The sequence below is a fragment of the Mesorhizobium sp. M0028 genome (assembly GCF_040323855.1).
Classification (GTDB): domain Bacteria; phylum Pseudomonadota; class Alphaproteobacteria; order Rhizobiales; family Rhizobiaceae; genus Mesorhizobium.
This window is the reverse complement of record NZ_JAMYVG010000028.1, coordinates 1-22,815: the sequence shown is the minus strand read 5'-3', so window position 1 is coordinate 22,815 and position 22,815 is coordinate 1. Positions and strand designations below refer to the sequence as shown.

The 22,815-nt window shown below is 57.1% G+C and carries 19 protein-coding genes and 1 pseudogene; 14 read left to right on the top strand and 6 right to left on the bottom strand.

What is annotated here, in order from left to right:
- The first annotated feature begins 74 nt into the window (after positions 1-74).
- Together purU and folD are read left to right on the top strand one after the other, a co-directional pair.
- A complete protein-coding gene (gene purU, locus NKJ93_RS30455; protein ID WP_352592884.1) occupies positions 75-959 on the top strand; it encodes a formyltetrahydrofolate deformylase in 885 nt (294 codons plus the stop codon).
- Positions 956-1,826, top strand: a pseudogene (gene folD, locus NKJ93_RS30450) (bifunctional methylenetetrahydrofolate dehydrogenase/methenyltetrahydrofolate cyclohydrolase FolD); the annotation flags it as partial. The gene purU and the pseudogene folD, both read left to right, overlap by 4 nt.
- Before the next feature lie 806 nt (positions 1,827-2,632).
- Here folD and NKJ93_RS30445 read toward each other — a convergent pair.
- From NKJ93_RS30445 to NKJ93_RS30420, 6 genes are all read right to left on the bottom strand, one after another.
- Positions 2,633-3,532, bottom strand: a complete 900-nt coding sequence (locus tag NKJ93_RS30445) for a DMT family transporter (RefSeq protein WP_352592881.1) — start codon at positions 3,530-3,532, stop codon at positions 2,633-2,635.
- A 535-nt stretch (positions 3,533-4,067) separates the two neighbouring features.
- The gene (locus NKJ93_RS30440; protein WP_352592878.1) at positions 4,068-4,778 is read right to left on the bottom strand and encodes an ABC transporter permease subunit; all 711 of its coding nucleotides are present in this window, start codon (positions 4,776-4,778) and stop codon (positions 4,068-4,070) included.
- Positions 4,778-5,458 (bottom strand): amino acid ABC transporter permease, encoded by a 681-nt coding sequence (locus tag NKJ93_RS30435; protein WP_352592875.1) that lies wholly within the window; start codon positions 5,456-5,458, stop codon positions 4,778-4,780. Before NKJ93_RS30435 ends, NKJ93_RS30440 begins: the two co-directional genes overlap by 1 nt.
- Before the next feature lie 27 nt (positions 5,459-5,485).
- Positions 5,486-6,259: a substrate-binding periplasmic protein gene (locus NKJ93_RS30430; protein ID WP_352592872.1), complete on the bottom strand. Its 774-nt coding sequence runs from the start codon at positions 6,257-6,259 to the stop codon at positions 5,486-5,488.
- A 28-nt stretch (positions 6,260-6,287) separates the two neighbouring features.
- Entirely contained in the window at positions 6,288-7,076 is a 789-nt protein-coding gene (locus NKJ93_RS30425; RefSeq protein ID WP_352592869.1) for an amino acid ABC transporter ATP-binding protein, read from the bottom strand.
- A 523-nt stretch (positions 7,077-7,599) separates the two neighbouring features.
- The gene (locus tag NKJ93_RS30420; protein WP_352592867.1) at positions 7,600-8,259 is read right to left on the bottom strand and encodes a TetR family transcriptional regulator; all 660 of its coding nucleotides are present in this window, start codon (positions 8,257-8,259) and stop codon (positions 7,600-7,602) included.
- A 793-nt stretch (positions 8,260-9,052) separates the two neighbouring features.
- Here NKJ93_RS30420 and NKJ93_RS30415 point away from each other — a divergent pair.
- The 12 genes from NKJ93_RS30415 to NKJ93_RS30360 all read left to right on the top strand — a co-directional run bounded on the left by NKJ93_RS30415 (position 9,053) and on the right by NKJ93_RS30360 (position 22,342).
- Complete coding sequence (locus tag NKJ93_RS30415; protein WP_352592864.1) at positions 9,053-9,829, top strand: SDR family oxidoreductase; 777 nt, start codon at positions 9,053-9,055, stop codon at positions 9,827-9,829.
- A 110-nt stretch (positions 9,830-9,939) separates the two neighbouring features.
- On the top strand, positions 9,940-10,839 hold the full coding sequence (gene bcoG, locus NKJ93_RS30410) for a 3-dehydrocarnitine:acetyl-CoA trimethylamine transferase BcoG (RefSeq protein WP_352592861.1): 900 nt from the start codon (positions 9,940-9,942) through the stop codon (positions 10,837-10,839).
- Between the two features lie 93 nt (positions 10,840-10,932).
- Entirely contained in the window at positions 10,933-12,429 is a 1,497-nt protein-coding gene (locus NKJ93_RS30405; RefSeq protein ID WP_352592858.1) for a carnitine 3-dehydrogenase, read from the top strand.
- Positions 12,430-12,455: 26 nt separating this feature from the next.
- Positions 12,456-14,504, top strand: a complete 2,049-nt coding sequence (locus tag NKJ93_RS30400; protein WP_352592855.1) for an acetate--CoA ligase family protein — start codon at positions 12,456-12,458, stop codon at positions 14,502-14,504.
- A gap of 2 nt (positions 14,505-14,506) precedes the next feature.
- Positions 14,507-15,283: an enoyl-CoA hydratase-related protein gene (locus NKJ93_RS30395; RefSeq protein WP_352592852.1), complete on the top strand. Its 777-nt coding sequence runs from the start codon at positions 14,507-14,509 to the stop codon at positions 15,281-15,283.
- A 109-nt stretch (positions 15,284-15,392) separates the two neighbouring features.
- The gene (locus tag NKJ93_RS30390) at positions 15,393-16,592 is read left to right on the top strand and encodes an acyl-CoA dehydrogenase family protein (protein ID WP_352592849.1); all 1,200 of its coding nucleotides are present in this window, start codon (positions 15,393-15,395) and stop codon (positions 16,590-16,592) included.
- A 43-nt stretch (positions 16,593-16,635) separates the two neighbouring features.
- Complete coding sequence (locus tag NKJ93_RS30385; RefSeq protein ID WP_352592846.1) at positions 16,636-17,784, top strand: acyl-CoA dehydrogenase family protein; 1,149 nt, start codon at positions 16,636-16,638, stop codon at positions 17,782-17,784.
- Between the two features lie 193 nt (positions 17,785-17,977).
- On the top strand, positions 17,978-18,676 hold the full coding sequence (locus tag NKJ93_RS30380) for a CoA transferase subunit A (RefSeq protein ID WP_352592843.1): 699 nt from the start codon (positions 17,978-17,980) through the stop codon (positions 18,674-18,676).
- A gap of 13 nt (positions 18,677-18,689) precedes the next feature.
- Complete coding sequence (locus NKJ93_RS30375) at positions 18,690-19,319, top strand: 3-oxoacid CoA-transferase subunit B (protein ID WP_352592840.1); 630 nt, start codon at positions 18,690-18,692, stop codon at positions 19,317-19,319.
- Positions 19,320-19,390: 71 nt separating this feature from the next.
- A complete protein-coding gene (locus NKJ93_RS30370) occupies positions 19,391-20,572 on the top strand; it encodes an acetyl-CoA C-acetyltransferase (RefSeq protein WP_352592837.1) in 1,182 nt (393 codons plus the stop codon).
- A gap of 64 nt (positions 20,573-20,636) precedes the next feature.
- Positions 20,637-21,386, top strand: a complete 750-nt coding sequence (locus tag NKJ93_RS30365) for an electron transfer flavoprotein subunit beta/FixA family protein (protein WP_352592834.1) — start codon at positions 20,637-20,639, stop codon at positions 21,384-21,386.
- A gap of 23 nt (positions 21,387-21,409) precedes the next feature.
- Complete coding sequence (locus NKJ93_RS30360; RefSeq protein ID WP_352592831.1) at positions 21,410-22,342, top strand: electron transfer flavoprotein subunit alpha/FixB family protein; 933 nt, start codon at positions 21,410-21,412, stop codon at positions 22,340-22,342.
- The last annotated feature ends 473 nt before the right edge of the window (positions 22,343-22,815 follow it).

Here is a 22,815-nt window from a genome sequence, read left to right as displayed (position 1 = left end):
AATCAGCTTGCTCTTTTGGTGTGCCCGCTTTTCAAAAAAGCGGACGATATCGTTCAACTTTGCAAAGGCTACCTATGACCACGTACGTCCTGACCGCAACCTGCCAGTCTACGAGAGGAATCGTTGCAGCCATCTCGGGTTTTCTATGCGAGATGGGCTGCAATATCGTCGATAGCTCGCAGTTCGATGACCTTAGTACCGGGCGCTTTTTCATGCGTGTCTCTTTCGTCTCAGAAGAGGGGATTGGAGCCGATGCGCTCACCGAGGGTTTCAAACCAATTGCCGAGAAGCTTGGCATGGAGGCGGAGCTCCATCTTCATACACAAAGGATGAAAGTGCTCTTGATGGTATCTAGGTTCGGGCACTGCCTAAACGACCTCCTTTACCGTTGGCGTATCGGTGCGCTTCCGATCGACATTGTCGGGGTCGTCTCAAACCACTTTGACTACCAGAAGGTCGTGGTGAACCACGACATTCCCTTCCACCATATCAAGGTGACGAAGGTAAATAAGCCGCAAGCCGAGGCTCAGCTTTTGGACCTTGTGGAGCAGACGGGTACCGAGCTCGTGGTACTCGCACGCTACATGCAGGTGCTGTCCGACGCCATGTGCCGAAAGATGTCCGGCAAGATCATCAATATCCATCACTCGTTCTTGCCGAGCTTCAAAGGCGCAAATCCATATAAGCAGGCCTATGAGCGCGGCGTAAAACTGATCGGGGCGACCGCCCATTACGTCACCACTGATCTGGACGAAGGCCCGATTATCGAACAGGACACGGTCCGCATCAACCACGCCCAAAGCGCAGAAGACTACGTCTCGATCGGCCGCGACGTGGAGAGCCAGGTGCTCGCGCGCTCAATCCACGCGCACATCCACCATCGCGTCTTCTTGAATGGCAATCGCACAGTCGTTTTCCCCGCCAGCCCCGGCAGCTACGCTTCGGAGCGCATGGGATGACAAGCGCTGTGATCATTGACGGGAAAGCTGTTGCGACATCGGTGATCGATTGGGTGAAGGTAGCGGCTGCGGCGCTGGAGAAGGACAATGGCGTCAAGACCGGCTTGGCCGTCATCATCGTCGGCAACGATCGGCGAGCCACACCTATGTTGGCTCGAAGAGCCGCATTGCGAAGGTGTGCGGTTTCACGTCGGTGCAGCATACGCTGCCGACCGAGACCACACAAGAGGATCTTGCTGCTCTGGTGCGGAGGTTGAATGCCGATCAGACTTGCATGGCATCCTGGTGCAATTGCCGCTGCCCAAGCATCTCGATAGCGACGCGATCATCCAATCTATCCAGCCGGAAAAGGATGTCGATGGCCTGAGCGCCGTCAATGCCGGCAAGCTTGCGATCGGCGACTTGAAGACCGGCCTCGTCCCCTGCACGCCGGCTGGGGCCATGGCCTTCGTCCGCCGCATTCACGGCGAGGATCTGTCTGGTCTCAATGCCGTCGTCATCGGCCGCTCGCACCTGTTCGGCAAGCCGATGGCCCAGCTGTTGCTGAATGCCAATGCGACCGTGACGATCACCCATTCGCGTACAAAAAACCTTCCTGAAATCTGCCGCCAAGCCGATATTCTCGTGGCGGACGTCGGTCGGCCGGAAATGGCAAAGGCAAACTGGGTGAAGAAGGGTGCAACCGTGATCGATGTCGGCAGCAATCGCATCGCGGCACCTGAGCGCGGCGAGGGCAAGACACGACTGGTCGGCGACGTCACATTCAGAGAGGTTGCCGAGGTCGCAGCGACGATAACGCCTGTGCCTGGCGTCGTGGGGCCGATGACCATTGCGATGCTAATGGCGAATACAATTATCGCCTCCCACGAGCCGCCGGAAAAACTTCGAGCAAAATGCGCTTTAGAAGCGGAATCGGTTCCGAGCGCCGTAGACGACTTATGCCTGGTACGAGGAAGCACCCGTATGGATAATGAAGCTAATTGCAAAAAGCTTGTGGCGAATGGCAATTACCTTGTTGCGAAACGCCATCGTGATTTGGTGTTCACCTCAGGAATGACTCCGAGGTCTCAGGGCGTGATGGCCCACAGTGGCACGATAACGGCTGAACGTCCCATCGGGGAGTTCAAAGACGCCGTCGAACTTGCGGCCTCTAACGCCCTCGCGGCCGCGCGCAGTCTGCTTGCATGTGACGAGGAAATCAGTGGCATACTTGCTTTGACCGTCTTCATCGCAACAACCGGCGACTTCAGCGGACATTCACGCCATTTTGCATCGGACTACCTGACGGCAGAGTTGGGCCCGGGCAGCGCAGGCACGAGAGCGGCGATAAGTGTAATCTCGCTACCGGGTGGAGCTGTCGTTGAGATTCAGATGACGGCTATGGTCGAGGCGGGACGACCCTCGGGCGAGCGCGAGTTTATGGGAGCAGGTGATCGGATGTCATCCCAGCCGAGCTGAAGGTTCCTTTACTGACCGGCAATTGTTTGGAACCGTCCCGCAGCAACACCTTGCAAATTAGGCTGCCTGACCTGCTGCCTTCGCGGATGGCCACGTTTTCCTTTCAGTCAGGGCCGAAGTACAGACTACACCCGGTGCAGCCGCGTCCGCCCATGGAGGTTGATCTCGGACATGCGCGAGCGATGGCAGAGCCCTAGCCTAAGCCTAGGCTCCTTTTAATCGCCCGTCCGCGATGCCTTGCGCGAGCGGACGGCATGGACAATGGCCGCAGCCATCACGACCGCGCCTCCGGCGATGCTCGCGAACGGCGGCAACTCCGCGAGAAAAATCCAGGCGAAAAGGACGGCGAACGGCACTTCGGCTGATCCGAGCACGCCGGCTTCGGATGCCGGAATAAGACGCGTGCCCTCCGTCCACAGGATCATTGCGCATGCAAAAGTGAAGCCGAAGCCCACCATGCGCCACGCATCCGCAGCCGAGACAGTTAGCGGATCGACGATCAGCCAGCCAGCGGCAAAGAGGACATATCCAGAGATTGCGCCTACCCAGACGACCGGCGTGTCGCGGAATGCCCGGATCATCACCATGTAGAGCGCAGTGCCGACGGTCATGCAGACTGCGAAAAGATCGCCGCCCAGATGTCCTCCGCCGAGCCCTCCTGACACGATGATGCCGACGCCGACGAGACTAAGGAAGGCCACCGCGATGGTGCCCACTTGCGGGCGAACCCGCAGTATCATCCATTCAAGCGCGGCGGCAATCAGCGGGACCGTCGCGTAGATGATCGCGACATTGGCGACATAAGTGTATTTGAAGGCGGCGACGAAAGCCAGAGCGCACAGGGACGCGACGGCAACCATCGCCAAACCGCGCCAGCCGATCGCGAGGCTCACTCCGCGCCGGCCGGAGCGCCATAGTGCGTAAGTAGTGATCAGCAGACCGCCCACAAGGCCACGCCAGCAGGCGATCGTCCAAGGGTCGCTCGAGATCGACTTGGTGAAGATGCCGGCCATGGCGAAGAAAGCTGCCGAGGCGACGACCAGCGCAGTGGCAAGGGAGCGCTGTTCCCTCGCCTTTGGCGCGGTCGGGCATGGAACAGTGATGTCGCATGTCATGTTCAAGCTCACCTCTTCTTCGCGCTGAACGGGACCGGGACCTTTGAAGCACATAAGCAAGCGCTTCCGACTTCATGGATCCGAGGATTTCGGAGGCTGCGGCCCTCGCTGCGATATGCCAGTCGAGACGAAGACCACCTCGGAAGACACCTCAAGCTCAAACTGCATCTCGTTCGGTGACAATTCTCATCGTTCTCTCCGCCGAGCCAAGTTCTGGAGAGGGAGCAACACCTCATCCACCAGATCGGGACTGAGCGCTGAATTTTGGCAACGGTTCGGACCGGCGAAACCCGATTTCAGCATCGCAACAACATCGGTTATCGTTGCAATGTACTAGCAATTCCATTTAAAATTCGCTTGCGGACACATCTTCCAAGCAATCTCGTGAGGCGAGTAAAGACGTATGGTCGACAGGCGGCTGTTCACCGTCATGGAAATGTAACGGTCTTATATATAATGTGCATGCTACTCTTAACGCTTAGCGGTCCTTCGCTGGCAAGGCTTCCAAAAGCATGTCACGCGCTAGTCCCGGTTATTATATGGTCCGCACGTGGCCGATGCCTGCGACTGTCAAATGAGCCTGGAATCGCTTCACAAGTTGATCAATAACTTGAACTATCAGGATGTAAACAACAGCAACGACCAGCAAAGGCGTGAGGGGATCCAAATATACTTTGCCGAAGACCGTGGGCCCCCCCATCAGGTCATGGACCGTGATCGCACTTGTGATAGCAGATGCCTTGACTACTGCGACAGTTTCATTGCCCAAGTTTCCCAGGATAGACCTGAGTGCGAGCGGAGCGTGGACGCGAAAGAATGCCCGCTTTCTGGTCATTCCGAGAGCAACGGCCGCCTCGAGCAGTCCGCGTGGAACCATTTTGAGGCCCCCACGGATAATCTCAGCAAGATAGGCGGCATTGTTGATGCTAAGGACAAATGCGCCCGTTCGAAAAGGCGAACTCAGCACGAGATCCCAAAACAGTCCACCGCGCAACCATGCAATTCTTGGCATACCATAGTAGACCAAAAATAGCAGGATGAGCAGCGGCACGCCGCGAAAGACGAAGACATACGTCTTCGCGGCGACGCGCACGGGCACGCTGCCATATTCGTGTAACGTCGCCAGTGCACCGCCCAGGAGGAACCCAAAGATCATACTCAGCACAGTTAGAGCGCAGGTCGTCACCAGCCCATTGAGAACAGTCCACCAGAATGCAGATGTTTCCAATATTGCTAGATTTAGCATCACCGGGACCTTTCAACGGCCGCCTCAAAGCCATGTTGAATAAGGCCCGACACCGCAGAGATAGCAAGATACATCGCCGCGGCGATCAGGTAGCAAAACAATGGTTCGCGGGTCGATCCAGCAATTATGCTCGTGGAACGGCTGAGCTCCTGAACTCCGATGAGCGACGAGAGCGCGGAGATCTTCAGCATGACCAGAAACAGGTTGCCCAGGGCAGGGGTGGCCGAGCGCAATATGAGCGGCACGACTATGCGTCGGCGAATCTGGAAGCGGGTCATTCCGATCGCATAGCCCGCCTCTGTGTAGCCTTTAGGAAGTGTGCTCATCCAATCCCTGAAGATGACAGCCGCATAGGATCCTGACTGAACTGACATCGCAAACGTCGCCGCAACTACGGGGTTCATTCCCCCAACCTGATAACCAACGCTCTTACCTATAGCGGCAAGCACAATCGTGGAGCCGTAGAAGACAATGAAGATTACGATTATCTCCGGCAGGCCGCGGAATACATTAACGAACGCGGCCGCCGCTGTCGAAATCGTGCGGGCCGACGAGAAGCTGGCAAACGCTACCACAAGCCCGATGACGATGCAGATAGGGAAGGACACAGCAGCTAGCCCAAAGGTGAGCACAGCGCCTTTAAGCCAAAAGTTGAAGTAGGGGGCAACGAGTTCAATCATCGCACGTCGCCACCTTGTTGAGATTGATCATGGAGTTGTGAACTTCGCGTTGAGATATTTCATTCCGATTTCGTCCAGCTTGCCAGAGGCAATGACGGCATCAAGACCCTTGTTGAACTTGTCTACGAGGACCTTTGAACCCTTGCGGAAGAACCAGGCACGGCCTGCGCCGACGAACTTTGAGTCGTAAGTCGGTTTATCAACGAGCTTATACTTTCCAGTGCTGATAAACTGATATTGAAGCTGCTGGTCGTCGTTCATAAAAGCTGCAATGCGGCCGGCATCCAGGTCGAGCACTGCAGCATCAGGACTGTCATAGCCCCGGATGTCAGTATCGTCCCCGAGCATTGCCTTGATGTATTCGTAGTAAGGCTGGGTCCCGGTGATCGTGCCGATCGACTTACCCTTCAAGGCCGGAATGCCGCCAGAGACATCCGTGTCGGCGGGTACCAGGAATGCGTACCCAACTTTGTAAATAACACGTGTCGCGTCATACTTCTCCAGACGCGCTTTGGATACGGTCACTGTGGTGCCTACCATGTCGATCGTATCGGTGTCGAGAGCCGTCCAGATGCCATCCCAAGGCACATTGGAAATCTCGCAATTCTCCTTGATCTCCGCACAAACCGCCTTAGCGAGATCAACTTCAAAACCTGTGAGCTCCCCGTCGGGCGCAACCCAAGCATTTGGCTTGTAGGACGCGTCGATACCGATCTTAATAGTATCTTGCGAGTGCGCCTGCGACATTGCCATTGCGGATAAAACAGTCGATAGTAGAATTGTTGAGACTCTGCTGATCATGATAGCCAGTTCCCTATTTTGCCATGGATTATTGTGGTCTATATCTTTTTAAGAAGGAGGTGAGAGCCGGCGACTTTGGACGTCTAAATACGTCGTCTGGCTTTCCTCTTTCCTCGATGTTTCCCCCTAGAAGATAGATAACCTCAGATGACACCTCGAGCGCGAACTGCATCTCGTGTGTTACGATCACCATTGTTCTGCCTTCGACAGCGAGACCTTGCATGACGCGAAGGACCTCGCCGACCAGCTCGGGGTCGAGCGCTGACGTGGGTTCATCGAAAAGAAGAATTTCCGGCTCCATCGCGAGTGCTCTGGCAATCGCCACGCGCTGCTGCTGTCCGCCTGAGAGTTGAGATGGGTAGTGACCGCCTCGGTCGCTCAGCCCCACCTTATCAAGATAAGCTCGGGCCCGTTCGAGCGCTTCCTTCTTGGGCACGCCAAGCACCTGAAGCGGACCCTCCATCACGTTCTGGAGGGCGCTACGATGCGGCCAGAGATTGAAGGATTGAAAGACCATGCCAACCTTGCGCCTGAGCAGGACGAGATCGGCGTTCTGTTTGCGGGTCCTGCGCCGGCTCGGAATGGCCGGAAAGCTGGCGCCATCCAGCACTATCTCGCCTTCTGATGGCTCTTCAAGGAAGTTGATGCAGCGGATCAGAGTGCTCTTACCGGACCCGGAACTGCCGATCAGCGTAAGGATGTCACCTTTGAAGGCTGAAAGGTCGATGCCCTTCAGAACTTCGAGCGGACCGAATGACTTTCGGAGATTGCGTACCTCTAGGATCGGTTGGCCGTCTGATTTGGAACTGAGCTCCATCGGATTCGTAACCACCTTCAATTGTAACTATGTTGCGTCGCTGCCTATGGTCAGCATCATGGGCGCTAGGTCTCAGCCCTCTGGCGCGACATGCCTTTTTTCAAGTGCCTATGATATAATGCATATTAGATAATGAGAGTCAACATGAGCTTCGGGAAAAGCGGCCTTGGTCGGTCGCCGATAGTGCGATCGCGAGCGATCACTCAGAGGGATCCAGCAGTCCATTACTTCTGCTTCATTTTGCGTGGAGCGGCGAACGGCGGCACATGCCGCGCTCTGGTCAATGATCCGGCAGCAATGCTACCCGAGCGCAAATCGATGGCCGGTGCCCGCCCGCCCGGCGTGTCACGATCGGACACCGAACGCCGAATTGGGCCGCGCCATTGCCGGAAGCGAATTCAATCGAGGATCATCTTCGGCTAGCGCTGCGCGTATAAAAGAAGCTAGCGGAAGATCGCCAGAGCCACTGACCACGGTTTTCCTACCGCAAGATTCTGCAGGCATGATGAGCCCTCTCGGCTTATTATCCTCCAGCAAGCGCAGCTGCAGGTCTCGAGGCGTGGCCGTCGGCGTAAGGCTGCAGGGCCTGCTGTCGCGCCGCGTCGCGAACCAGCCGCAAATGTGCCTCCAATTGGGAGCGCTGAACGGCCGCTGTCCAGACCGCGCGATTTGTTACGCCGCCCGCTGTTAGGCCGAAGATGAATGTTACAATCGATCGAAGAGCGCTGTCGAAAACCTTCGCTGGCCATTCTTTACTCTCTGGCCAGCTGACGCGGATTACCTGCGCATATATGTTCCCGCCCTCGCGATGTAGTGCAACATTGAGCTTACGGAATTCAGGTGCGGTGGCAATTACTCCCCAGAAATTGACCCAGATTACGCTGTCTTCAAATTGAGAAGTTGATGCTGGAATGGCGACATCAAGCAGGGTCGCAAGATCCGTCTCACCTTTATCAAGCAATCGCGCGAACTTCCGTTCCATATTAAGGAACGGAACTCGCATAGCAGCTGCGATTATGTCTGCCTTTCCGTCAAAATAATGAGTGATCATTCCCGTCGTCACGTTGGCGGCGTTGGCGATGTCTATCATCGTTACGCTGGAAATACCTTTCTGGGCTATTGCCTTACATGCAGCCTTCGCAATACGAAGTCTCGTCTGCTCAACATCGATAATTTTTGGCATAGCTCTCCGAACCGATCCATTCTGTTGCAACGTCCTGTACACATCCGCACGTTGAAACGTCATGCCTGAATGCCCCAATCTCCGCCATGGCGAGATAATGGTCAATATATAATCGTAAACTAGGGGCGATCCAATCTCTTCTTGCAAACGACACGTCCTTAGTCCGCTTTCGACCGTCTTGGAAGCGCTACGCGACGCATGTGGCTCGGAGGTGTCAAAATCCGCTTTTCGGCAGGAAAACCGGCGCTATGCTCGTGGACGAGCGCGCAGATCGCCCTGGAAGGGCCATATGAAGACATGACCAGAACCTTTTCCACAGAAATTGTCAGGGCATAGCTGGGCCACGAGCTAAATCAAATCAACGCTAAAGCCTTAATGGAATTGGCATTCTGAAACAAGATGACCTGCTCCGCCCGCCCGCGAAGATCGAGTATGGTCTGAGCGGCCGCCATGATTGTCTTAATGAGCGGCGCAGCGAGGGCCGCATTTGGAAGAAGGCCGCCGTCTGCCTAAGCTGAATAGGCTCAGAAGAGGCAAAATACCGACTTCGCCGGAACGTCATTTCGTTCCCAACTTTTGGTCTGGGAAGTTCGATCCAGTGCATTCGTCGCGCTGTCGAAAGCCCTTGACGTCGCGCCATTCTAAATATAACGTCCATTATGTAACGTGCACAATATGCTCATGGGCGGGTCAAGCGCTTCGCTGAAAGCCTGTCGAGACGAGACGCAATTGGTGCAAATCTTGTCCGCAGGGATCTTGGCGCTGAGCAGAATTTAAGCGGAGGAATGGCTGCATGGATTTGGAGCTAAGCAATAAACGCGTTGTGATCACGGCCGGCGCAGGTGGTATTGGCAGGGCAGTGGCGGAGCGGTTTGCTGCCGAAGGAGCAAAGGTGCTTGTCTGCGACGTCGATACCGACGCGATAAAGAACGTTCAAGCAAGCACGGGCATTCATGCGCTCAACGCTGACGTCTCGAGTTCCGAAGCGGTGGCTAAGCTTTTCGACGAGGTTAAGCGGCTCCTGGGTGGCCTTGATATCTTGATCAACAATGCGGGTATCTCCGGACCGGCTAAGCCGGTGGAGGCTATGCGTGATGAGGAATGGAGGAGCACGCTCGCGGTAAACTTGGATGGTTCGTTTTACTGCGCGAGAACAGCAATTCCACTCATCAGGCAGGCCGGAGGAGGATCCATCATCAGTATGTCTTCGATAGCCGGCATTCTGCCTTTTCCCCTTCGATCGCCTTATTGCACCGCGAAATACGGTGTGATCGGACTTACCGAGGTTTTGGCGAGAGAGCTGGGCCCGGACAACATCAATGTGAACGCGATCTGCCCCGGCAATGTGGATTCTCCTCGAGCTGAAAGGGTGAATCTGATGGCTGCACAGGCGCGTGGGGTGCCGGTCGAAGAGATTAGACAGGCTGCCCTGAGTCAAACGTCAATGCGGAAGCTGGTCAGCGTCCAGGAGATCGCCAGCATGATCTTATATCTCTGCAGTCCTCATGGACGAATAATCTCGGGGCAGTCCGTCGTAATCGACGGCCAAACCAACGCCACCGAATTCTAAACAAACCAACCAACTCCAACCAGAATGGTGAGCGGCGGTGCGAAGCATCGTCCAACCCCATTCCACGATCATATCCAACCCCATTCCACGATCATATAAGGAAAAGATCGATGCCCCTGTCTATGAACCGCGAGGTGTTTATCACGTGTGCTGTAACCGGTGCAGCCGATACTGCCTCCAAGTCCCGTCACGTGCCCCGTTCGCCGGAAGAAATCGCGAAGGCCTCTATTGAAGCTGCCAAAGCGGGCGCTGCAGTCGTCCACATTCATGTTCGCGATCCGCAAACGGGCGCGCCCTCTCGCCGAAACGACCTTTATAAGGAAGTCACCGACCGGATACGACAGGCGGACACCGACGTTGTCTTGAATATCACCGCTGGCATGGGTGGCGACCTGATTTTCGGTAGCGTCGAGCAGCCGTTTCCCGTCGCTCCGCACAGTGACTTCGTTGGCGCCTCCGAAAGGTTTGCTCACATTCTCGAGTGCACTCCTGAGATTTGCACCCTTGATAATGGCACCATGAATTTCGAACTTGGGGATTATGTGATGACAAATCCGCCATCGACACTGCGCGCGATGGCGAAAATGATGACAGACTTCGGTGTTCGGCCGGAAATTGAGGTTTTTGACACAGGGCACCTGTGGTTTGCGAAACAGCTCGTCGAGGAAGGGCTCATCGAGGACCCGGTTCTGGTTCAGCTTTGCATGGGCATTCCGTGGGGAGCCCCCGATGACCTCAGCACTTTGATGGCCATGGTGAATACGATCCCGTCGAGCTGGACTTTCTCCGCGTTCTCTATCGGCCGCGACGCATTGGCTTACCCCGCGGCAGCTGTTTTGGCGGGTGGCAATGTGCGCGTCGGTCTTGAAGACAACCTTTATGCTGGAAAGGGTCAGTTCGCAACGAATGCTCAGTTGGTCGAGAAAGCCGCCAATGTGGTCGAAAACATGGGCGCCAGGATCATCGGGCCAGAGGAAGTTCGTCGTAAGCTCAAGCTCACAAAGCGATAAGTCTTTTGGACGGCCAACCGCTTCAGCAGGGCCCTGCGCTCTGCTGTTGTGACTGTCTGAAACGATCACGCAACGAACTGAGAAAGAAATCTTATGTCTCATATTAGAAAGGCGGCCGCCATTGGCGGCGGTGTTATCGGCGGCGGCTGGACCGCCCGCTTTGTTTTGGCTGGTATCGACGTCAACGTCTACGATCCTCATCCCGAGGCCAAGCGGCTCGTTTCGGAAGTAATGGCCAATGCCGAATACGCCTACTCGCTGCTAACCAACGCGCCGCTTCCCAAACGCGGAGTTATGACATTCTGCGCCACTCTTGAAGAGGCGGTTAAAGAGGCGGACTGGATCCAGGAGAGCGTGCCAGAGCGATTGGACTTGAAACGCAACGTACTGAATCAGATAGACTTGGCCGCCGATCCCAAGGCACTCATCGGATCTTCTACTTCTGGCCTCATGGCGACTGACCTCCAGAAAGACATGAAACATCCCGAGCGGATGTTCGTCGCACATCCGTTCAATCCTGTTTATTTGCTGCCTCTGTTAGAGCTCGTTGGCGGTAGACAAACGAACCGCACAGCTCTTGAAGATGCTAAAGCTCGGTTGACGACCATCGGCATGACGGGGCTGATAATCAACAAAGAGATCGATGCATTCGTCGCCGACCGTCTTATGGAGGCTTTGTGGCGCGAAGCCCTTTGGTTGATCAAGGACGACATCTGCGATACCGAAACGCTCGACAATGTCATTCGCTACTCGTTCGGCCTCCGTTGGGCGCAAATGGGCCTTTTCGAGACTTACCGCGTCGCCGGCGGCGAAGCGGGCATGCGCGACTATCTTTCCAAGTATGGTCCGTGCCTCCAATGGCCGTGGACGAAGCTAACCAACGTCGTTGACCTCAACGCTGAGCTTGTCGAGAAGATCGCGAGCCAGTCCGATCATCAGTCAGGACAGCGAGGCATTCGAGATCTTGAGCGAATCCGCGATCAGAACCTGGTCGGAATTCTGCATGCGCTGAAAGTGGGGGATGACGGTCGTGGTTGGGGAGCCGGCAAGCTTCTGGCCGACTTCGAAGCTCATCTTTGGAAGATCGCTCCGAAAGCGGCGAACGTTTCCGGCGACGGGCCCATAAGGCTTCTCGACGTGAAAGTCCCGGCTGCTTGGATAGACTACAACGGGCACATGACCGAATACCGGTACACTCAGTGCTTTGCTGACGCTACCGAAGTACTGCTTCAGCAAATCGGAGCCGACGAAGACTACGTCAAGGGTGGCCATAGCTATTACACCGTCGAAAGTCATGTTCGGCTTCTTGCCGAGGCAAAGCTGGGCGATGCGTTGTACGTCACGGCTCAACTGCTGCCATCCGATGGTAAAAGGATTCACAGCTTCCTGTCCTTGTTCAGAGCATCCGACGACACGCTCTTGTCTACTTACGAAAGCGTGATGCTTCATGTTTCCCTCACAGAAAGACGGGCACTCGCGCCGCTGCCCAGCATTATCGAAAAGCTGACGCCGCTTCTTGAAGCGCATTCTTCCCTGCCGACGCCTGAAGCAGCGGGACGGTCAATCGAGGCGAAGCCGGGCCTCGCCTAGCGGCACACCGGCAGTTGGACGATCAAATGGGAAAGAATCTAACACGACTTATGTCGCCCAAGTCTGTTGCCATCCTGGGCGGGCGGGCGGCCGATTTCGTCGCGGAAAATTGCCGGGTAATCGGCTTCCACGGTCCGATGTTTCGAATCCATCCGGAGAAAGCCGCCGCAGGTCTAGAAGGCTTCTGGCCGTCGTTGGATGCTTTGCCCATCGTCCCCGACTGCGCGTTTTTGGGTATAAACCGCGAAGCGACTATCGAGGCGGTTCGGCAATTGCGGGAACTCGGTGCCGGCGGCGCAGTCTGCCTGGCATCCGGCTTCGCAGAGCGCTCTACTGGAGATGGTATCGACTACAATAGAAGGCTGTTGGAGGCTGCTGAAGATTTCCCCTTCCTAGGCCCCAACTGCCTTGGTTTTGTCAACTTCTTCGATCGCATTTCGCTGTTCCCCGATCCCGCGGTCCCTCGGTCTGTGGAACGAGGCGTCTGCGTGATTTCACAATCCGGTACCGTCGCTTGCGACGTGCTCTTTTCCAATCGGCATTTGCCGATTGGAAAAGTCTTTTCGGTCGGCAATCAGTCGTCAGTAAGTTCGGTTGATCTCGCATACGCGGCTCTCGAGGATCCAAGAGTGACGGCCATCGGGATGTACCTCGAATCTATGGGTGATCCAGCTGCATTTAGAGATCTGGCGTGCGCTGCGGCAAAGCAGGTTCCGATTCTGGTCCTAAAACCTGGCCGCTCGGAGTCCGCCCGTAGCATCACTTCTAGCCATACAGGTGCGATGGCTGGTACCGAACGGTACTTGGACGCGCTCCTCCAAAGGGTTGGCGTGGGACGGTGTGACAGCATCGCCGAGTTCGTTGAAACGTTGAAGCTGCTTCATGTGCACGGCCCGTTTGCCGGAAACCGCCTCGCCATTTGTGGGGGATCAGGCGGCGACATGGCCATCGCCTCTGATTTGCTTCAAACGCTCGACGTGGAATTGCCGCCCGTTAAAAATGAGACGAGGAATGAACTAGGCCGGCTCCTCGGGGATCACGTTCCAGTTAGGAATCCGTTGGATTTCCAAACCCTCATTTGGCATGACGAGAAGAAACTAGGCAATATGTTTACTGCGTTGCAAGATGGCGACGCCGACCTGTATGGCTTCTTTTTGGACCATCCTGACCTGGAAGCGCAAGCCCACAGGGAAGAGCTTCCCATAAGAGCTTTCTTAGCTGCCGCGCGAAAATCCGGACGAAAGGCTTTCGTTGCCAGCACGCTGCCTGAATCGACACCGGCGTTTATCGCGGAAATGGCGTTGAAGTCAGGCGTTGCTGCGATGCAGGGCATGTCCGAGACGTTCCGAGCCTTCGAAATCGCGGCGGCAATGGGATTGGCATGGGCGAACCTTAACCCACCGCATCTCGAGCGGCGTCACCTGGCGGGGGAGACCCGCAATTTGAACGAGTTCGAAGCTAAGCAGATGCTATCGTCGGTCGGGATCAAAACGCCGAAATCCGCCGAGGTGTTTGCGAATGAAGCATCCCGGACGGCGGCGGCTATCGGCTTCCCGGTGGCGATGAAGGTGTCATCGCAGTCTATCCTGCACAAGACTGAGCTCAATGGCGTTGCGCTCAACATCGACAGTTTGGAAAAAGCCGACAAAGAAGCCTCCAGACTTGGTGCAATCACCGACAAGATTTTGGTTGAGGAAATGATCCGCGAGGGAGTTGCTGAGTTCATCGTCGGCATCAATGTCGATGAAGAATTTGGCGCTGTTATTGTCGTCGGGGCAGGCGGCGTACTTGCTGAAATCCTGGAAGACTCGGTCGTTATGCTCCCACCTTTTTCAAGGGAAAATGTGCTGAGCGCTCTCAAGACCTTGCGGTCCTTCCGGCTGCTGTCGGGATATCGCGGTCGCCCATTGGGAGATGTCGACGCCCTGATTTCGGCGGTTATGTCAGTCGCTAAGCTCGTTCAAGAACCGGCGGCTCATATTTTCGAGCTTGAGATCAATCCGATTATTATTCGAGCACAAGGCCGCGGCGCAGTTGCCGTTGACTGCCTTGTCAGACTGAAAGGCGAGGAGTGAGCATGTCAGGACCACTAAAGATCGAACAACGTGGCGCGGTCCTCGAGATCGTGTTGGACCGACCAAAAGCGAACGCCATCGACGCCCCTACTTCGCGTCTAATGGGAGAAACGTTTCGAGAGTTCCGCGACAGCGACAATCTGAAGGTTGCAATTCTCACCGGCGCAGGAGAGAAATTTTTCTGTGCCGGATGGGACCTTAAAGCCGCTTCGAATGGCGAGTCGCCGAACGCGGACCAGGGAGTGGGGGGCTGGGCGGGACTTACCGAGCTCACGAACCTCAACAAGCCGGTTATTTGCGCGGTTAACGGCATTTGCATCGGCGGTGGACTGGAGGCCGCATTGGCAGCCGATATCATTCTGGCGGCGGAACACGCGTATTTTGCGCTCCCAGAGATCAACGTCGGCGTCGTACCGAACCTTGCAGCCGTTAGTCTGCCGCGCCGAATTCCACGTAACGTCGCTCTGGAATTCATGTTCACCGGACGCAGAATGGACGCTCCCGAGGCGAAGCGCTGGGGTCTGGTTCATGACGTTCTGCCGCTCGAAGATTTGATGCCAAGAGCACGGGAACTGGCAGCTCTTCTGGCGGACGGCCCGCCGCTCGTGTTTGCTGCGATCAAGGACATCATTCGTCGAACCGAGGACATCCCGGAGCAGGCTGCATTTGATTACAGCCGCTCTCTGGCGTCGGTTCAAAAATGCTTCAATTCTGAAGACCAGTTGGAGGGCGCTCGCGCGTTTGTCGAGAAGCGCAAGCCCGAGTGGAAGGGCATCTAGCAGTCGGCACCGATCGCAACTCACCGGATGCGGCCGGCACAGGTCGCTCCCACTGACATGGTGGAAATCGTCACCTTGTCCGATGTTATTGAAGCTTACGGAGGGCTCAATGGATCTCGCGTTTACAGAAGAAGAGCGAAGGTTTCGTGAAGAGGTGCGTGAACTCTTCCGTAACAACATACCGCTGGAAACTCAGCGCAAACTAAGGGAGGGTCAACGCCTCTCAAAAGATGAAATTGCTGTCGGTACCCGTGTCCTCCACAAGATGGGTGTGCCAAGCTGGCCGAAGGAATATGGCGGCGCTGGCTGGTCTCCCATTCAACAGTATATCTATGAAGAAGAGCGGCAGGCCCTGCTTGCGACACCGATGGCGTTTGGATATGGCGTTGATCTGGTCGGTCCCGTCATCTACACCTTTGGCAACGAAGCGCAAAAACTGCATTTCCTACCGCGTATCATCAACGCGGAAGATTGGTGGTGCCAAGGCTTCTCCGAGCCTGGCGCCGGGTCGGACCTAGCTTCGCTTAAAACGCGCGCTGTGCGCGACGGCGATCATTATGTTGTGAACGGCCAGAAAATATGGACTACATGGGCGCACCATGCCGACTGGATCTTCTGCTTGGTCAGAACCAATCCTGATGTAAAGAAGCAGGACGGCATCTCATTTCTCCTCATCGACATGAAAACGCCTGGCGTCGTTGTGCGCCCGATCAAGCTGATCGACGGTAGTTACGAGGTCAATGAAGTCTTCTTCTCTGACGTGCGTGTCCCGGTTGAGAATCTGGTTGGCGAGGAGAACAGAGGCTGGACCTATGCCAAGTTTCTGCTCGGCAATGAACGCTTCGCCGATGCTGGCTTGGGCATCATGAAGGAACGCGTCCAGCGCGCTAAGACTCTCGCTTCGCAGTGCCTCGTGCGGGGAGAGCGCCTCATTGACCAACCGGCCTTTCGCCAGAAGGTAGCCGCGGTGGAAGTTGAGATGAAGGCTTTCGAAATCACTCAGCTGCGGGCGGTCACTAATTCTTCGGCGCAACAGGCCGGTTCACAGGATCCGGCCGGCTCCATCCTTAAGCTAAGGGGCTCGGAGATTGAGCAGGCGGCGGCATTGCTCTTGATGCATGCAGCCGGCCCATACGCCCTTCCCGATATCCCGGAGGGGCAATCCGAACACCTGGACGGGCCGGCGATTGGGCCGGAATGGGCGGAGACGACCGCGCCGACCTATTTTTACAGCCGCGCCGCGACGATCTACTCCGGGTCGAGTGAAATTCAAAAGAACATCATCGCAAAGGCGATTCTCGGCCTCTAGTCCGAGCCCCAAGCTCTACTGCCTTTGTATAGGAGATTTGATAGTGAACTTTGATCTCACGGAAGAGCAGCGGCTGTTGAAGAACAGCGTTGAACGACTGATGCTCGACAAATACAGTCTCGCAGATCGCAGCGGGTACCAAACGCAAGGCGCCGGCTACAGCGAGTCCATGTGGTCAAGCTATGCTGAACTTGGACTTTTGGCGTTGCCGTTTCCCGAGGAATATGGCGGGTTCGGCGGAGGTGCAGTCGAGACGATGATCGTTATGGAGGCCTTCGGTGGGTCTCTAGTGCTGGAACCCTATTTTCCCACAGTGGTGCTCGCCGGTGGGCTACTACGGCATGGCGCGAGCGACGCGCAAAAGGCAGAACTCATTCCAGCCATCGCCCAAGGCGAAACGAGTTACGCATTCGGCTATTTGGAATCCCAGTCGCGCTATGACCTTTTCAATGTCGAAACCGAAGCCAAGAGAGATGGGAACGGCTGGATCCTGAACGGTATGAAAGGGCTCGTGCTGCACGGCGATAGAGCCCGCAAGATCATCGTAACGGCGAGAACCGCAGGCGGTCCGCGGCAGGAGGATGGAATTGGTCTGTTCTTGCTCGATGCTAATGCGGAGGGCCTGAGCCGTCGCAGTTATCCGACACATAGCGGCTTGCGTGCGGCCGACATAACCCTCAAGGATGTACGGGTCGACGCGACAAATGTAATCGGTGATCCGGCAGGTGGATACCCAATCATGACGCGGGTAGCTGGCGAGGCCATCGCGGCGCTGTGCGCCGAAGCTGTTGGTGCCTTTGGCAAGATGCAGGCGATCACGCTTGACTATCTCAAGACACGGGAGCAGTTCGGCAAGAAAATCGGCAGCTTCCAGGTGCTGCAGCATCGGGCGGTGGACATGCTTGTGGAGTTGGAGCAATCGCGCTCCATGGCCATGTACGCCGCGATGATGGTCGGCGAAAGCGACGCAACAGAGCGTAAGCGGGCCACCGCGGCGGCAAAGGTTCAGATCGGTCGGTCAGCGAAAGCGATCGGACACGCGGCAATCCAGCTACACGGTGGCATCGCAATGACCATGGATTACAGCATTGGCCACTACTTCCGGCATGTGACCATGCTCGACACGCTTTTAGGCGATGCAGACTATCACCTTATGCGACTTGCCGAGCTCCGCGCTACAAGTCGTCAGTAAGTAAAAGAAGCGTTTGCCTTTGCCAGATCTGGGCGTCCCATAAGGTCCACGACATGCTTGCGTTGACCAGAACGAGTCACGTCTTTTTGCTTACCAAGGCCATCGCTTGCGCGCCCGCATGTTCACCGAAGTCCAGATACCGCTCGGCGAAGCATAAACCTGTATCAGAGTTCCGAAATGTTGGAGGAGTGAGTTGACTAAAGTCTTTAAAGACGCCGGTTCTGCACTGAATGGCTTGCTGTTCGAAGGTATGTCCATTGCGGCAGGGGGCTTCGGCCTTTGCGGCATTCCGGAACTGTTGATCGATGCGATCCGCGAGGCTGGCACCAGGGATCTGACGATCGCCTCGAACAATTGCGGTGTCGACGACTTCGGTCTCGGCGTGCTGCTGAAGACGAAGCAGATCAAGAAGATGATCTCGTCCTATGTCGGGGAGAACGCCGAGTTCATGCGCCAATATCTGAGCGGCGAACTGGAGCTCGAGTTCAATCCGCAGGGAACGCTTGCGGAACGCATGAGAGCGGGCGGCGCCGGTATCGCGGGCTTCTATACCAAGACAGGCGTTGGCACGGTCGTCGCCGAGGACAAGGAGCATAAGGTGTTCAACGGCGAGACATACGTCCTTGAGACTGGCATCATCGCGGACCTGTCGATCGTCAAGGCCTGGAAGGCGGACGCAACAGGCAACCTGGTCTTTCGCAAGACGGCCCGCAACTTCAATCCGCCGGCGGCGACTTGTGGCAAAATCTGCGTCGCCGAAGTCGAGGAGATCGTGCCGGTCGGCAGTCTCGATCCGGACCAGATTCAGTTGCCTGGAATTTATGTGCATCGCCTCATCCAGGGCGAGCACCAGAAGCGCATCGAGCAACGCACGACGCGCGCAGCAGCGTAAGGGGAGGGAAGACATGGCTTGGGATCGAAACCAGATGGCTGCGAGAGCGGCTCGCGAACTTGAAGATGGTACCTATGTCAATCTCGGCATCGGCATTCCGACGCTGGTCGCCAATTATATTCCCGAAGGTGTTCATGTGACGCTGCAGTCGGAAAACGGCCTGCTCGGCATCGGCCCGTTCCCGACCGAAGACCAGATCGATGCCGATCTCATCAATGCCGGCAAGCAAACAGTGACGGCGCTGCCGCATTCGGCCTTCTTCGATTCCGCGCAGAGCTTTGCGATGATCCGTGGCGGCAAGATCGCCATGGCGATCCTCGGCGCCATGGAAGTGGCCGAGAACGGCGACCTCGCCAACTGGATGATCCCCGGCAAGCTCGTCAAGGGCATGGGCGGCGCGATGGATCTGGTTGCCGGCGTCAAGCGGGTCGTGGTCGTCATGGATCACACCAACAAGGCCGGCGAATCCAAGGTACTGAAGGCCTGCACGCTGCCGCTGACCGGTAAGAGCGTTGTCGATCGGATCATCACCAATCTTGGTGTGCTCGACGTCGTCGATGGCGGACTGAAGCTGGTCGAGCTTGCCGACGGCGTCACCGACGGCGAGATCCGCAGCGCCACCGAAGCGACCATCGTCAACTAACGCCAGCGGCTTTTGCCGAGAAGCTGGAGCCGGCTCTCGGTCGGCTTCGTAGAACCATAGAGGAGACCACTATGAGCACCCCATCGATCGTGATTGCCAGCGCGGCCCGCACTGCGGTTGGTTCGTTCAACGGTTCGTTTGCCAGTACGCCGGCGCATGAACTTGGCGCGGCCGTCATCAAGGGCGTGCTGCAGCGCGCCGGTGTCGATGCCGGCGAAGTGGACGAAGTCATCCTTGGTCAGGTTCTCTCGGCAGGCGAAGGCCAGAACCCGGCCCGCCAGGCCGCCATGAAGGCCGGCATTCCGCAGGAAGCGACCGCCTGGGGCATGAATCAGCTCTGCGGCTCCGGCCTGCGCGCCGTCGCACTCGGCATGCAGCAGATCGCCACCGGCGACGCGAAGATCATCGTAGCCGGCGGTATGGAATCAATGTCGATGGCGCCGCACTGCGCGCACCTGCGCGGCGGCGTGAAGATGGGCGACTTCAAGATGATCGACACGATGATCAAGGACGGCCTGACCGATGCCTTCTACGGCTATCACATGGGCACAACCGCCGAAAACATCGCCAAGAAGTGGCAGCTCTCCCGTGACGAGCAGGACCAGTTTGCGCTTGCCTCGCAGAACAAGGCGGAAGCCGCCCAGAAGGCTGGGCGTTTCGCGGACGAAATCGTCCCCTTCGTCGTCAAAGGCCGCAAGGGTGACGTTACGGTGGATCAGGACGAATATATCCGCCATGGCGCGACGCTGGAATCGATGACCAAGCTGCGCCCCGCCTTTGACAAGGACGGCACTGTCACCGCAGGCAACGCCTCAGGCCTTAATGACGGGGCCGCTGGCACCTTGCTGATGACCGAAGCGCAGGCTTCCAGGCGCGGTATCCAGCCGCTCGCCCGTATCGTGTCCTGGGCAACCGCCGGCGTCGATCCGCAGGTGATGGGCACCGGCCCCATCCCGGCCTCGCGAAAGGCGCTCGAAAAGGCTGGCTGGTCGGTCGGTGATGTAGAACTGGTTGAAGCCAACGAGGCGTTCGCGGCGCAGGCCTGCGCGGTCAACAAGGATCTCAACTGGGATACCTCGATCGTCAACGTCAATGGCGGCGCGATCGCCATCGGTCATCCGATCGGCGCATCGGGCGCCCGCGTGCTCAACACTCTTCTCTTCGAGATGAAGCGCCGCGGCGTGTCCAAAGGTCTCGCAACACTTTGCATCGGTGGCGGCATGGGAGTCGCCCTGTGTCTTGAGGGCTTGTGAGTCCAACTCATCTGCTGCGTTCGCGTCGGCATGGAAAGTTGAAGATTTATACGGATAATATGCCATGAAAATTCTCGTCCCCGTCAAGAGGGTGGTTGACTACAACGTGAAGATCCGCGTCAAGCCGGATGGCACGGGCGTCGAACTTGCCAACGTCAAGATGTCGATGAACCCGTTCGACGAGATCTCGGTCGAAGAGGCGCTTCGTCTGAAGGAAGCCGGCAAGGCCGAAGAAGTGATCGTCGTCTCGATCGGTCCGGCCAAGGCCGAAGAAACACTGCGCACCGCGCTCGCCATGGGTGCCGACCGCGCCATGCTGGTCGAGACCGACGATGCGGTCGAGCCGCTCGCCGTCGCCAAGATCCTGAAGGGCGTTGCTGACGCCGAACAGCCCGGCCTCATCATCGTCGGCAAGCAGGCAATCGATGACGATAGTAACCAGACCGGCCAAATGCTCGCAGCCCTCCTCGGCTGGGCCCAGGGCACGTTTGCCTCCAAGGTCGAGATCGGTGCGGACAGGGCAACCGTGACCCGCGAAGTCGACGGCGGCCTGCAGACCATCGACATCAAGCTGCCGGCGGTCGTCACGACGGATCTGCGCCTCAATGAGCCGCGCTATGCCTCGCTGCCGAACATCATGAAGGCAAAGAAGAAGCCGCTCGACAAGAAGAGCCCGGCAGACTTCGGCGTGTCCACCGAGCCGCGCCTCAAGGTGCTGAAGACCGAAGAGCCGTCGGGCCGCAAGGCAGGCGTCAGGGTCAAGTCGGTCGCCGAGCTCCTCGAGAAGCTCAAGACCGAAGCTAGTGTCCTCTAAGGTTCGAGAAAGGAATAACGACCATGGCCATTCTTCTTCTGGCTGACCACGACAACGCAACCCTTTCCGACCAGACTGTCAAGACGCTGACGGCAGCGGTTAAGATCGGCGGCGATGTGCATGTGCTGGTTGCCGGCAAGGGCGCCGCGGCAGCCGCCGATGCGGCCGCCAAGCTCGCGGGCGTTTCCAAGGTTCTGCTCGCCGACAGCGATGAACTCGCCAATAACCTTGCCGAACCGCTGGCCGACCTGACCGTATCGCTGGCAGCCAGCTACGACACCATCATCGCGGCTGCGACCTCGACGGGCAAGAACGTCGTGCCGCGCGTTGCAGCGCTCCTCGACGTCGCACAGATCTCGGAAATTATCGAAGTCGTCTCTGCCGACACCTTCAAGCGTCCGATCTATGCTGGCAATGCCATCCAGACGGTTCAGTCGACCGACACCAAGAAGGTCGTCACTGTCCGGACCTCTTCGTTTCCCCCGGCCTCCCAAGGCCTAGCTGCTGTCGTCGAGTCCATCTCGACGGCAGCTCTTTCTTCCAAACTCTCGACCTTCGTTAAGGACGCCATGTCGGCATCCGACCGTCCGGAACTCACTTCTGCCAAGATCATCATCTCCGGCGGCCGGGCGCTGGGTTCTGCAGAGAAGTTCAAGGAGGTGATCCTGCCCGTCGCCGACAAGCTGGGAGCTGCCGTCGGAGCCTCGCGCGCTGCCGTCGATGCCGGCTATGCGCCCAACGACTGGCAGGTCGGCCAGACCGGCAAAGTGGTCGCCCCGCAGCTGTATATCGCCTGCGGTATCTCGGGCGCCATACAGCACCTCGCGGGGATGAAGGATTCGAAGGTTATCGTCGCGATCAACAAGGATGAGGAAGCGCCGATGTTTCAGGTCGCCGACTACGGCCTCGTCGCTGATCTTTTCGACGCCCTGCCGGAGTTGCAGAAAACCCTGTGATGATTGGGGTGATAAGCTTGCGAGACGCGAACATGAATTCAACGTGGTGATCGTCGGCCGTGTCCTGAGGGCTGCGATCCGCCTGAAGAAGGTGATCTGAAGCAGTCGGCGTGCTCATCAAGGGTCGATTGGGTACGCCGAGCCTGCGAGAGGCGCGACTAAGCATGAGCTCGAAAAATCAGTGTGGGCGAAGTTCGGATTGGCCGGTCAAAGCTGATCCGCGCTGCATCACACAGCCAAGCTGGAGTGCTGTTGGTCTGACCAAGACAACCGGCGTGTCCGCTTGTCGTCCGCTGAGACGAACTGGCCCGTGCTTAAGTGGGGCAGGCGAAAAGAACTATCAGACCGTCTGCCTCATCGCCCATGCAACCCGCATTTGGACACAGTAGAAAGGAAGAGTAATGTACAAGGAAATCCTATACTCGGTCACTGACTATGTGGCGACCATTACGCTCAACCGTCCAGATCAACTG